The organism is Ruegeria sp. AK4 (genome assembly GCF_056541025.1).
Genome location: NZ_JBQFXS010000004.1, coordinates 241,692 through 254,562, shown reverse-complemented (window position 1 = coordinate 254,562; position 12,871 = coordinate 241,692). Strand labels below are relative to the sequence as shown.

The 12,871-nt window shown below is 61.6% G+C and carries 8 protein-coding genes; all 8 read right to left on the bottom strand.

Annotated features, from left to right (window positions below):
* Positions 1–8: 8 nt before the first annotated feature.
* Positions 9–1,343 carry a TfuA-like protein gene (locus ACR0EZ_RS10190; RefSeq protein WP_480612640.1) on the bottom strand — a complete coding sequence of 445 codons (1,335 nt, stop codon included), beginning with the start codon at positions 1,341–1,343 and terminating at the stop codon, positions 9–11.
* A complete protein-coding gene (locus tag ACR0EZ_RS10185) occupies positions 1,340–2,593 on the bottom strand; it encodes a YcaO-like family protein (protein ID WP_480612638.1) in 1,254 nt (417 codons plus the stop codon). Before ACR0EZ_RS10185 ends, ACR0EZ_RS10190 begins: the two co-directional genes overlap by 4 nt.
* Positions 2,594–2,682: 89 nt before the next feature.
* Positions 2,683–3,378, bottom strand: coding sequence for a hypothetical protein (locus tag ACR0EZ_RS10180; RefSeq protein WP_480612637.1), 696 nt, complete (start codon positions 3,376–3,378; stop codon positions 2,683–2,685).
* Between the two features lie 171 nt (positions 3,379–3,549).
* On the bottom strand, positions 3,550–4,920 hold the full coding sequence (locus ACR0EZ_RS10175) for an HlyD family type I secretion periplasmic adaptor subunit (protein WP_480612636.1): 1,371 nt from the start codon (positions 4,918–4,920) through the stop codon (positions 3,550–3,552).
* The gene (locus ACR0EZ_RS10170) at positions 4,917–6,662 is read right to left on the bottom strand and encodes a type I secretion system permease/ATPase (RefSeq protein WP_480612635.1); all 1,746 of its coding nucleotides are present in this window, start codon (positions 6,660–6,662) and stop codon (positions 4,917–4,919) included. Before ACR0EZ_RS10170 ends, ACR0EZ_RS10175 begins: the two co-directional genes overlap by 4 nt.
* Positions 6,663–6,725: 63 nt before the next feature.
* The gene (locus ACR0EZ_RS10165) at positions 6,726–10,349 is read right to left on the bottom strand and encodes a beta strand repeat-containing protein (protein ID WP_480612634.1); all 3,624 of its coding nucleotides are present in this window, start codon (positions 10,347–10,349) and stop codon (positions 6,726–6,728) included.
* Positions 10,350–10,699: 350 nt separating this feature from the next.
* Positions 10,700–11,674 carry a LysR family transcriptional regulator gene (locus ACR0EZ_RS10160; protein WP_480612633.1) on the bottom strand — a complete coding sequence of 325 codons (975 nt, stop codon included), beginning with the start codon at positions 11,672–11,674 and terminating at the stop codon, positions 10,700–10,702.
* Between the two features lie 204 nt (positions 11,675–11,878).
* The gene (locus tag ACR0EZ_RS10155) at positions 11,879–12,862 is read right to left on the bottom strand and encodes a peptidoglycan-binding domain-containing protein (RefSeq protein ID WP_480612632.1); all 984 of its coding nucleotides are present in this window, start codon (positions 12,860–12,862) and stop codon (positions 11,879–11,881) included.
* Positions 12,863–12,871: the final 9 nt, after the last annotated feature.

Below are 12,871 nucleotides of genomic sequence, written 5' to 3'. Positions count from 1 at the left end.
ACCGAGTGCTAAAATTCACTTGGCGCAGAAGTCCTGCCGTCAGTATCCCCGCTTTTGCGCAATTTACGAAACAGAAATTCATCGGCGACAAGACGACAAAGCGTTTCGGCATCCGGCAGGGCTAGTGCATCTGCCAGAATGTCAGGCTGTTCCGGGTCGAACGCGGTGCCTGTGTCGCGGATGAACCAGTCCAGCAGCAGCGCGCGGCCCGGCGGTCCCGTGCTTGTCGATTGATCGGTTGCTAAAGCTTCGCGCTTTGCCTGCGCGCGTTTGGACACGGCCGCAAACCGGCCAGCGCGTTTCAATTCGTCAATCATCGCGTCGTCCAGCGCGGTGCCCGCAGCCTCTTCTGCCGCATCCAGCGCGCCGTCGGTGGCAAGCAGCCGTTCCAGCCCGTCCGGTGTCAAAGCGTTGTCCGCCATCCAACTTTCCAGCGCGGAGAGCGAGTATAACCCCTGTTCCCGGCGCAGTCTGCTGAGCATGGCGGACATATCGTTGCCCGAGGCGGTTCCGACCGCGAAACCGTCCGAGGCCAGAACCCGCGCAAGCGCCCGACGCCGCATATTCGCGAATTGGTCCGGCGACAGGCGTAGTTCATCCAATACGCCGCTGTGATCCGTGTGGGTTTCGTCCCGCCATTGCAGCGCTTTGTCCCACATGACCGTCCATTGCATGTGGCAATTGGCCTCGCTGACCGCATCCGCCTGCGACATCGCCCGCAGCATCTCATGCGCGTCGCGTTTCTTTTGGTCGATCTTGTTGTCGGCCAGCCACCCGGACAGGCGATCAAACTGGTCCTTCCCGGGCAGGCGTTGCGATGCGCTTTCCAGCAGGTTTGCCCAGGTTCGGTTCGGAAAATGCAGGTCCTTGCAGTCATCGGTCAGCATCCTGCCGACCTCTGGCGACAGAACGCCGTCTTCCACCGCCTTGGCTAGGGTCAGCCGGATATTCACCATGGGCTCAGACAAAGGCTGATAGCCAAGCTCTGCCGGGCCGTGAACAAGGGCGACCTCGTCATCATCTTCCAACTCACCCTCGGCGTAAGCCGAGAATATCTCGCCCACGCCGATCATGCCGAACTGATAGAGCTCGGCCGCGCGCAGCGCACCGATACTGGCCGCGCCGAACACGGTGACGCCCTGATCAATCGCCCACAGGACTTCCTTGTGCCAGACCGAAGGCTGGCCCTCGAAATAGCCGTCGATGATGCCGATCCGGGTGAAGCCGCGCTTGACCGCGGCGATCACGTCGCCCATCGCGGCGGGGGGCAGCACCTCGGCTTCGGAAACTGCCCTGATCTCGTCGGCGGACAGGGTGGGGCCGGAGAATACACATGCGGTCATGCCGGTTGCCCCCGCTGGGCCAGCGACCGTTGGCCCGGCGTGTAATCGGGGTGGTCATCCGGGCCCTCAAGCCCCGGTATGACGATGCGCACCACACCGAGGTTAAACTCGGGCTTGCCCAGGTCCACACAGGCGACGCGATCCAGACCGGCACCAGAGAGTTGCGCCAGCATAGTTTCAAGGTCCGCGTCCAGCGTGCCGTTCTGCCAGCTTGCAATCGAGCTGAGCGCGCGCGGGCTTCTGGTCGGCAGGCTCATCAGCCATTCGGCCCTGTCCCGCTTGGCCTGCTGACTGTCCTGACCGTATTCGTCCGGCAGCAAGTCGTCGCGCGCCCCGGCGATGTAGTTGCAGCGCACCTGAACCGCCTCGGTGATCGCGCGGGCCATGGCGACATCGGCGGAGGTATGGCACCCGGCCCCCGCGCCCGAATGCCCGTTGCGGCGCTCGGCGTCCACGATCAGGCAGTAGAAGACCGGCAGCCCCACATCGCTGGTGATGTCCCAGACCGCTACTTTGAAATTGGCGTCATCCAGCTTGGCAAGCAGCGCCCGGCAGGCCTCGTTCGCGACGCTGTTCAGATCCACCCGCGTTGAGGCAATGGCGCTTTCGGGCAGTTGGTTCCACAGCGTCATCGCATCCCGTTCGACCACTTCGGCGATGCCGTGAATGATGGCCTCGGCGGTGCTGTTGCCCGAGGCGAGGCCGTTTGACGAGGCCACAAGGCACCCGGTGGCCGCCTTGGTCGGCACGGTGTAATTGGTATGCACAACCTCGAACGGCATCCAGATCGGGGATTGGCGGAACAGGTCTGTGCCTTCAATCCACAATACCTGTTTTTCCGGGTCGTGCCGCGTGTCGCGCAGTTGCGGCAGGGTCGAGGGCGAAACGACCGGAAACTGCGCCTGCATCTCTCGCTCGGACGCAAGGCGCAGGGGGTGGTCGATGTTTTCGGCATGGTGGCTTTCGATGGCCTCCATGATCCCCGACGCTTTGGCGGCATCAAGGTCAAGGCCCTTTCCCTGGGACACCGAAAGCGAGCGGGCATTGGGGCGGCTGACGGACACGACCGGAATACCAATGCGATCAAGGCCGGTGATATTGGCAACCCGCGTGATCCCGGCCTGCGCCAGCAGCGGCATCAGATCGGCCACCGTCTGGGCCGGGGGGCGAATTCTGTGCGTCCCGACAGCATAGCCCTTGCGTTGCTCCGGATCGCGGGTCGTACGGCCGTCAGTCTTTGCGTGGTCCATTCTGTGCCCTGAAATGACTTTGGTAAATTGTGCCTTGTCCGAAAGCGTATTTGGATCACATGACTGAATTTCCGCGATAAAATCAAAGGTTATTTAGTGAATTCTATCGGCTCGAAACATGGGCTTGGGGCCGGTTCATCCGGTGAGCGCATGTCTTCGTGTCGCGCGCTCCACAATGGGAAATCGCCGTATTTGGTCATGGTCCATTGGCACATATTGGCCAGAAAGGTGTAGTCCGTCGATCCGATGGACCACCCTTCGTCCACGTCCCCTTCGTCGTCTTCGAAGTCGGGCCAGATGAATTCCCGCATGAAATAGATCGCCTGAAGGGTGATTTCCGGAAACCGGTTGTACACCTCTTCGGGATAGCACTGGTCGCGCTCAACGCAGTTTGCGATCGTGGTAATTCTGGGCAGCACAACCAGCATTTCGCGGTCGACATCGGCCTCGCGCCAGAATGTGACGTAGCGCTCGCTTGCGCTGAGGTTCTGGTTCTCGGGGTCCTCGTAGAACTTGTAAACCGCCTCGAGCACGGTCGTCAGCGCGTCCGAGAATTTCGGATCGTAGACCCGGTCCACCTCGCTGACACTGCGTTCGAATTTCTCGTCCCATTCCTCGACGATGTAAATGAATACGCCAAGGCCGAAGGACAGCGTGACGGACACCGCCGACAGGATCATCGAATACATCGACATCCTGCGTTCTCCCCGTTGCCACTCGGCGTCTGCCATGTTTTCGTCGGGACGGTTGCCCGGGACATAGTCACCGTTTTCAGTCACGCTCATCCTTCAACCCCCATAGATGCTGCAAATAAGGGTCGATCATACACGCAGAACCGGGTTTTCGTCGCGGTCTGTGTCGAATCTCTCGGGCAACGGCGACCGGACCGAGGCCTGATGAACCGAGAATGTGGCCGGAGAGCGGGTGAAAAAGCCCGCCGCTCCGACAACGCAGCGCTATTCAATGAACGTGCGGGCAATCCGGTCCCGTAAGGGCTGGGCCAGATAGCTCAGCGCGGTGCGCTCGCCGGTGTTGACGAAAAGATCCGCTGGCATGCCTGGCACCAGTTCCAGCGTCTCGATACGGTCTGACTGGCTTTGATCCAGCTTGACCTGTGCCAGATAATAGGGTTGCCCGGTGCGGTCGTCCTTTAGACTGTCGGCTGAGATATCGGTGATCCTGCCGGTGGCCTCGGGCACCTCGCCCTGATCGAAGGCCGAGAGGCGCACGCGGGTGGATTGGCCGACGAACAGCTTTTCAATGTCCGCCGTGTTCACCCGCGCTTCGACGATCAATGGCTGATCTGCGGGCACGATGTCCAGAATGGGCTCGCCGGGGCGGACGACGCCGCCCGAGGTAAAGACCGTCAGGCCGACAACCCGCCCGCTGACCGGGGCGGTGATCGCGACGCGTTTGCGCCGCTCGGCAGCGCCGACATATTGCGGTTCAAGCGTGGCCAGCAACGCTTCGACCTGCGCCAGTTCGGTCGAGATCGCCTCGGCCCGCTGGGTCTGCTGGCCGATGCTGGCCAGTTGCAACTCGCTGATCTGGTTGCGGGCCTGCGCCTCTTGCGTGGTCAGTGAGGCCGCGACGCCGGTCAGACGTTCGATCTCGACCCGGCGGCTGTTCACGCGGTTGGCGGCGACCAGCCCCTTGGCCTGCAGGGTTTCCAGATTGCCCAGTTCTTCGCGCGTGATGTCCATCTGGCGGGTATTGGCCTGCCGCTGGGCCTGCAGCCCTGCGATCTGGTCCCGCAGGTTGGCGATCTGCTGGTCGAGCAGGTTTTGTTCCGCTGTCCGCGTCCGGATTTCAGCGTCGAATAACAGCTTCTGCGTCAGGAACGCACCGTGCCAGTCGCCGCTGTCCATCTCGACGCGCATCATCCGGGTGACGTCCGCGCGGTCGAAACGCTCTTCATCGCGGATTTGTGCCACCAGACGGGCGCGGCGGACGGTCAGTTCTGCCAACTGGCTGATGATCACGTCCAGATTGACGTCCAGATCGGTGCTGTCGAGTTCGACCAGAACCTGCCCGGCCTCGACCAGATCGCCGTCAGCGACCAGAATGCGCCGCGCGATACCGCCATCCAGATGCTCGACCGTCTTGCGATTGCCCTCGACCACGAACGAGGCGGGGGCGACCACGGCGCCGTCCAGTTTCGAGGTTGCGGCCCAATACACCGAGCCGCCGACAAAACCGGCCACGATCAGCAGGCCGAGGATCACGAAGCCCTTGATGCCCGAACCCGGGGGTTTTTGCCCGGCCCGGCTGTAATCTTCCAGATGCAGAACACTTTGATCGCGGCTGTTGTAAACTGCGAGCGTCATTGGGCGGCTCCTTTCCGGGCGGGCGGCTGCGGATTGCGCGCCGCGATCTGCGTGTGTTGCTGCGGCGGCAGGCCGGTCTGGCGCGGGCGCAGCATGGCTTCCTTGTTGCCAAAGCCGGTCTGCATGCCCTTGTTCAGCGTCAGGATCTTGTTGACGGCCTCCAGCGTGCTGGGGCGGTGGGTCATGACAAAGGTGATAGCCCCGCGGGCGCTGGCGGCGCGGATGGCGTTGCGCAGCGCCAGTTCGCCTTGCGCGTCGAGGTCCGAGTTCGGCTCGTCCAGCACCAGAATGAACGGATCATTGTAGAGCGCGCGCGCCAGAGCGATGCGTTGCCGTTGGCCGCCCGACAGGTGGAATCCATCGCCAAGCTGCGTGTCATAGCCATCGGGCAGGTTGCTGATCAGACCGTGCACATCGGCGGCAACGGCGGCCTCGAACACTTTGGCGTCATCGACCGAGGTTGCGAACCGCGCGATGTTTTCTCGGATGGTGCCGTCGAACAATTGAACGTCCTGCGGCAGATAGCCGATCATCTGGCCCAGATCCTGCGGCTCCCATTTCGCCATAGGGGTTCCATCCAGCCGGATTGCGCCGCGCTGGGGCATCCAGATGCCGGCCAGCATCCGCGCCAATGTGCTCTTGCCCGAGCCGCTGTGGCCGATCACGGCCATCACGTCCCCTGCGGACAGAGCGAACTCGATGTCTCCGATGGTGGCATTGCGTGCCAGCGGCGGGCCAGCCTGCGCAATCACGGTGTTGATCGAGAATTGCGGACGCGGCAGGGCCAGGCGCTTGGGGTGTTCCGGGAAGGCTTCATCCAACGTCCGCAGGGTCTTGTAAGACCCGCGCGCAGCCAGAAAGCCGCGCCACTGGCCGATCAACTGGTCGATCGGGGCCAGCGCCCGGGCCAGCACGATGGTGGCGGCGATCATCACCCCCGCTGTGGCCTGCCCGGTAATGGCCAGTGCCGCACCCAGACCCAGCATGCCCGATTGCAGCGCCATGCGGATCGTCTTGGACAGAACCGAGAAACTGGCGATGCGGTCGGCCACGTGGGTCTTCAGCGTATGGGCCTCCAGTTGCAGAGCTGTCCAACGCCGGGCGAGATCACCATTCATCCCCATTGCCTGGACAAGCTCTGCATTTTGCTCACTTGCGGTGAACAAAGCGTCGGACCTGCTGCGCGCGCGGGATGCGTCCTGCATGACGCCAGCGGCGCGCGCGTTGTTGATCAGGGCCAGAATTGTAAGGGTCAGCGCTCCGGCAAGGCCAAGCGCGCCCAGATAGGGGTGCAGCATGTAAAGTACCGCCAGATAGATCGGAATCCACGGCGCGTCGAAAAACGCGATCAGCGTGGGGCCCGAGATGAAATCGCGCAGACCGGTGATATCTGCGGCCGGGTTGTCCGTGGCCGTCGATTTGCCCTGCAGGCGGCGACGGATCGAGGCCCGCAGCAGCGGCGCGCCGATCTTCAACTCGAACCGCGCACCCAGCCGGTTCAGGATACGCACCCGCATCAGGTCCAGCAGGCCGGTGACGATGAACACGCCACCCAGCAGCAGGGTCAGGGCGATCAGGGTATCCATGTTCTGGCTGGTCAGTACGCGGTCATAGACCTGCAGCATGTAAAGCGGACCGGCGAGCATCAGGAGGTTAAGAACAAGGCTGAAAAAGCCGATTGCGAAAAAGCCGCCCCGTAACGAGGCCCAGGCTGTTTTGACGGATGATTTTTTCTGAAACATGACGGTGATCTCTTTTCAGGGTGAAAGGGTGGCGACCTGCGCCGCCACCCCGTTGGTCTGGGATCAGGCGACGAAGTCGTCGTCGGTCAGGTCGCTGGTATTGACGCCTTCCAGCCGGACCGAGTTGTCCGAGGCGAAGGACAGGACCACATCAGCGCCGTCCTGCGCGACGTTCAGCGGACCATCGAAGTCGCCAAAGTCCAACTGGTCGAAGCCAGCCTGGAAGTCCTGAATGGTGTCGTTGCCGAAATCGCCCTCGAAGACGAAGGTGTCGTTGCCTGCGCCGCCGATCAGGATGTCATCGCCACCCTCACCGTTCAGCACATCGTCACCGGCCTGACCGTTCAGGGTGTTGGACCCCGAGTTGCCCGATAGGATGTCGTTGCCGCCATTCGGGCTGCCCGCGTTGTTCGAACCGTTGATGTTTTCGAACCCGAAGACCTGATCCAGCGTGGCCCCATCCGGCGCGTTGACCTGTGCAACCCCGTTGCCCTCTTCATCGAGGTCCAGAACAACGCCCGGCCCTGCGGTGAACAGTGCGGTGTCTATTCCTTCGCCGCCGATGATGATGTCGGCCCCACCGAAAGAATGGATCGCATCGTTCCCGGCACCGCCGTCAAGGATGTTGAACTCGTTGTTACCCAGCAGCAGGTCATCGCCACTGGTGCCGACGACGTTCTCGAAGTCATCGATTTCGGCAACGATCACACCGTTCTGGATGATGGCACCGTCCTGCGGACCTTCATCCCCATTGCCCGCCGGGTTCGGAGCCGGACCGCTTAGGTCCAGATCAACGGTGACACCGTTGAAACCCGACAGGTCGATCGTGTCGCTGTCGCCCGAGCCCACAACCCGCTCGATCGAGCTGAGGATGTCGGTCTCGATCTGGTTGTCGATGACATCCGAACCGACAACACCGGTGCCGCCTGTGGCGCTGGTGTCCAGTGTCGCACCGGCATCGACCAGCGTGTCCTGAACCACCGGGCCGTTCTGACCGGCAGGGGCGTTGTGCAGGTGGATGGCCGAGACAGTACCCGGGATCGGGGTCAGCAGATCGGCTTCGTTCAGGCCGGTGACGCTGAGCTCGCTGGAATAGGTGACCTCACCGGTTTCCAGGTTCTGAACAACAACCGCCGTGGCGAAGCCGGTGGCGTTGCTGTCGGACAGAGGCCCGGGTTCCTGCGCCGCATCCAGCGGGCCGCTCAGGGTGATGGTGCGAATGCCGTCCACGGTTTCGTCGCTGTCGACCAGCAACTGACCGCGAATTTCACCACCCGGGAAGTCGGCTGTGTGGATGTTGTAGTACAGGTTCTCGGCAGCAGCCTGTTTGACAAAGGCAGCACCGTCCGCAATGGCCGACCCGAACTGACCGGGTGCGGTCACGGCCTGATTGACAACACTCACGTTGAAGCCGGTGTCTCGGGTTGCGGTGCCGTTGCCGTTGGCGTCCAGATTGACGGTGACAGCCACATCCAGATCCGAGAAATCGGCTGTGTCGAACCCTTCGCCACCTTCGATGAAGTCGTTTCCAAGCCCACCGACGATCACGTTGTCACCATCACCGGTGATCAGAACGTCATCTCCGGCTCCGCCGTTGACGACACCGTTGATCTGACCGAGGTCTACAACGATGTCGTCTCCGGCACCCAGCAACACGTTACCATTTACCAAACCTTCGTCATCGTTAACGAATGTCACTGAGCCTGCCTCGGTTGCGTCAATCGCGTTGACCTGACCCGAGATTTCACCTTCGTTGATGATGGCACCCAGCAGGTTCACACCACCATCGATGCGGATACCTGCCGCCGCGTCGCTGTCTTCCGACCCTGCGATCACACCGCTGTTCTGCACCAGACCGGAAAAGCTGGCGTCCTCGACACTGCTGAACAGGCGCAGGCCGTCGCCGACCTGATTGCCTTCGGTTGCGTCGCCGCGACCCTGAAAGGTGCCTTCGTTGAAGATCGCGGCCGAAACCACATCTCCGTCCACGTCACCGGTTTGCAGCGACACGGCCGAGCCGTTGAAACCTTCGCCTGCATCCACCAGACCGGTGTTGGTGAAGCTATAGTTGTCGGCAGTGCCATCGGCATAAACCGTGCCGTTGCGCTGGTTGCCGGTGCCCAGAATGTCGCCTTCGTTGCGCACCTCCAGACCGCCACCGTCGATATTCAGCGCGCGGCTGTCCGAGGTCACGGTGCCGGTGTTCAGGAACATCCCGCCCGCGTGGTCGCCGGTTCCGAAATAGACACCGTTCTGAATACCCTCGATCAGGCCCGCATTGGTCAGCGTCCCCTGGAAATTCACGCCATTTACGACCCGCAGACCGGCGACCGTGCCATTGGCGCCTTCGGACGAAATCGTGCCGGTGTTGGTGATCGTTGCATCGGTTGTGCCCGCGTTACCCACGTTGCCGATCCGCACGCCGTCACCGGCCAGACCCAGCGCAGCGCCCGCGTTGCCGCGACCCTGAATGACTCCGTCATTGTCCAGCGTGAAGGTGTTCGCGCCATCCTCGGCACCACCGATTTCAACGCCGAAACCCGAGCCCTGATTGTGCTCGCCCGCGTCGATCAGGCCATTGGCCAGATTGCTGACCGAGAAGTCATCTGCCGTGCCGTCGGCATAAACCGTACCGTTGCGCTGATCGCCGGTGCCCAGAATATCGCCCCCGTTGACGAGATTCACACCGGTTCCGTCGATATTCACCGCGCGGCTGTCGGATTGGATGGTGCCAAAATTCAGCACGTCCAGATCATGCTCGGCCTCACCAATGTACAGGCCGTTGCGCACCCCCTCGATCACACCGGTCGAGGTGTTGAGGATACGCCCTTCAGCCGCAGCACCATCGGCAATGCGGATGCCGCCTGCAGTGCCCTGATTGCTTTCGGACGAGATCAGGCCGCTGTTGACGATATCGGTTTCCGAGATCGTACCCTCGGCCCCGTTGTTGATGCGGATGCCGTCACCCGCGCCCGGCGAGATCGAGGCCTCTTGCCCGCGGCCCTGAATGGTCGCGCCGAAGCCGTTGAACAGGGTGTTGGACACGCGGTCGCCAACCTCATTGCCGACCTGAAGCGAGATACCGGCCCCGTTGTTGCCCTCGCCCGCATCGATGGTGCCGCCCGAGAAGTTCGAGATGCTGACATCTTCGGCGGTAGAGTTGGTGTAGATCGTACCATTGCGCTGATCGCCGGTGCCGACAATATCACCAAAGTTGCGAACGCTGACGCCTTCGCCCTGAATATCGACCGCCCGGCTGTCCGATGAAATCACGCCGCCCCGGAAGTTGTCGAGCGTGCCCGAGCTGCCTACACCTGCGAACTGAACGCCGTTAAATTCGCCTGCGATCTCACCAAAGTTGCGGATATCGGCGCTGCCCGAGACCTGAATGCCGGTGGCCAGCGCGTCGGGGCCCGAGTTCGCCTGAATGCTGCTCGAGCGGAAATTGAACACCTGCGCGTTCTCACCTTCGACCGACACGGCAGCGGCGGCGTTGTTGGTGGTGATCTGACCAAAGTTCAGAAGACGCGCGAAGTCATTGTCCAGCACAAAGGCCGGTGTGTTGTCGACCACGGTGTTTTGAAAAAAACCGTTGGACAGCGTTTGCCCGTCGCGGACGGTTTCCTGCGCCAGTGACGAGGTCGTCAGCAATCTGGAGCGCAAACTTGCAAGAAATTCGGATAGCATCGGGTGTCTCCCTGCATGAGTTGAATTCAGGCGGAGGTCCAACCGGCTGGCCGTCTTTCCGCTGTCTCAACAGGTGCAGAGGGCGCGCGTTATTGGAAATTTTTCCTTTGAATGGGGGGCATAACCAACGCAAATACTCACGCAGTTCGCGAGGTTATGAGGGATAATATTATCGCGATTATAATGGTTTAGAATCTTGGACTTGCGACGCTGACTCTATTCACTGACGCGTCTTCACAAAAAAGTACGGATTTTCGACCGTATTCAGCCCCTCGGGGGTCGGTCAAATTCAGGTTGCTGTCGGTGAAGGAACAATGTTGCGCGGGCAGGGATCGCCCGGGGTCTGTTTCTCAGCCATCCGTCGAAACGGGTGTCTTCACAAGCCGCGTGTTGCGCGATGCGACGGTGCCGCGTGGGGGTGTTGCGCAGACATGGTTGTTCATCACTTCGATGATCTCGGGATTGGGATATTGCGGTCGGGTGATCGCCCCAAGTTCCCGCATGTTGCCCTTGTCATCGAAGGGGATAAAGCACAGCCCGAACCCGTCGCGCTTGAACTGTTCTGCCGCGATGGCATTCACCATGGTACAGGCATCGCTTTCCGCCACATATCGGCAGACCGTTTCGAACCGTGCGGTCGTCACGTCGATGCCGGTTTCCTCAGCCCCCGCGCTGGATGGCTCGGGCAGGTCGCGCTCCAGATCGTAGCCGAAGGAAATCGGGAACCGGATCAACTGCGATGCCGGAACCTCATGCGCCCAGATGCTGGTTTTTCGGCTCAGCGGATGGTCCGTGCGCACACCCAGAAACAGCGGCTCGAGCCATAAAGAGGTAAAATCCAGCGGCTGTTTGGACCCGCCATAGATGCTGTCGAAGCTCTTGCGCGCGATGAAGGCCATGTCGACCGCGCGATCCTCGACCATCTTGGCCAGCGCTATCGGGTATTCCTCGACGATGATGATCTTGCGGTCGGCGACCGCCGTCGCGAACAACTCGCGAAAGTATGAGGACAGATACGCGGCCAGGGTCGGGGTCATGCCCAGCCGGATCGGCGGCAACTCGGTCGTCTGGTGACGTTGCGCGAGATCGCCGATCGTATCGACAATCTCAACGATCTGCGCGGCATGGGTGATCAACTCCTCACCGAAGGCCGTCAGGGAAACCCCGTCTTTGCCGCGTTCGAAAATCGGAACACCCAGTTCGGCCTCAAGCTTCTTGATCTGGTTCGAGAGGGCCGGTTGGCTGACAGCAACATCCTGAGATGCGCGCGTGAAGTTCCGGTGGGCAGCAACAGCAAGGACGTATTGAAGGTCTCGTAGGTTCATTTTCAAGGCTATGATCGAATGGTGACGCGGCAAAGGTGCGCCCATCGCAGGCATTAGGCAATGCGTGGCCGCCCATGTCTCGCGTTCGTGAAAAGCCGTGTGTTTGAGGGGCGCGCTCAGAGGTCTGGTTCGGGCTGCGGATTTCCGGTTTGCCCCATGTTGCGCTCGGCAGGCGGCCCTAAAATGCCGCCGGATCGGTCGCGGTCAGGACTTGGCCGCATAAAACGTGCATCGATTGGAATCCCGGCCGCTCATGGTAAGTTTCTGGTCCGCAATGTACCCGACGACCTGAACCCGCCCAAGAAGCAGGCCCCAATTGATCTCGCCCGACATTTTGCGCCCGTTCAAACGCCCCGAAAACTGCCCGCGAAACCCCTGCGATTGCTGAACGGGCCCGCTGTATCTGTTTCCCCCGGCGTGACCGACATTCAGGACCCCGGTGATCGTGGTCCGCCCCAACGCGCTGTTGGCCCCGCATCTCGTGGTAAAGCGCCACGTTCCGGACAGGTTACGGGGACCCAGCGCGATGGGTGGCGGCGGTGTGTACAGACGTTCATTGTCCGGGTCTGCGCGCCACGCGCCCAGCGCCACCTCGGACGCGGCGCGAAGACGTTGGCGTTGATCTCCGCTCAGGTATCCGGTCGCCTCGATGCCCTGGCTTTGTTGCCAGGCCCTTAGGGCTGCACGTGTGCCGCGTCCGGCGACACCGTCGATCCCGTTTGGATCGTATCCCAGCACCAAAAGGCGGGCCTGCAAATCGCGAATGGCTTGTTTATCAAGCCCCAGTGCCGCTTCGGTCGCCTCTGTCCCGCGTGTTATTGGCACAGGCGCAGCTGCAGTTTGCCCCGAATGCAATGGCGGCAGCGCTTTCTTGGCCGGTTCCTCTGCGACCGTCTCTGGCACAGTTCCGCTGCCGTCCAGACGGGCATTCAGCGCCGCCACGTCAATCGCGCCGACGGGTTCCGCCAGCAGCACACTGACGGCAAGGTCCGATGCGGGGTATTCGTTTACGATCCGGTCCAGAAGCTCTTTCACAGGGGCCAGAGAGGAGGGCGAACCATCTGCTTGCTGATAAAGGCGCTCGGCCTCGGCCAGCAGCGCCTCGGGGCTTTGTTGTGCTGCGGGACTGGACGCAAAAGCGAGTAAGAACGCCATTATCAGCCCAAAACGACCCAGCCAGCCAACCATGCCAGTACC

Bases quoted from the DNA above. Each gene is read 5' to 3' on its own strand.
- ACR0EZ_RS10190 (WP_480612640.1), bottom strand. From the start codon at position 1,343: ATGACCGCATGTGTATTCTCCGGCCCCACCCTGTCCGCCGACGAGATC.
- ACR0EZ_RS10185 (WP_480612638.1), bottom strand. From the start codon at position 2,593: ATGGACCACGCAAAGACTGACGGCCGTACGACCCGCGATCCGGAGCAA.
- ACR0EZ_RS10180 (WP_480612637.1), bottom strand. From the start codon at position 3,378: ATGAGCGTGACTGAAAACGGTGACTATGTCCCGGGCAACCGTCCCGAC.
- ACR0EZ_RS10175 (WP_480612636.1), bottom strand. From the start codon at position 4,920: ATGACGCTCGCAGTTTACAACAGCCGCGATCAAAGTGTTCTGCATCTG.
- ACR0EZ_RS10170 (WP_480612635.1), bottom strand. From the start codon at position 6,662: ATGTTTCAGAAAAAATCATCCGTCAAAACAGCCTGGGCCTCGTTACGG.
- ACR0EZ_RS10165 (WP_480612634.1), bottom strand. From the start codon at position 10,349: ATGCTATCCGAATTTCTTGCAAGTTTGCGCTCCAGATTGCTGACGACC.
- ACR0EZ_RS10160 (WP_480612633.1), bottom strand. From the start codon at position 11,674: ATGAACCTACGAGACCTTCAATACGTCCTTGCTGTTGCTGCCCACCGG.
- ACR0EZ_RS10155 (WP_480612632.1), bottom strand. From the start codon at position 12,862: ATGGTTGGCTGGCTGGGTCGTTTTGGGCTGATAATGGCGTTCTTACTC.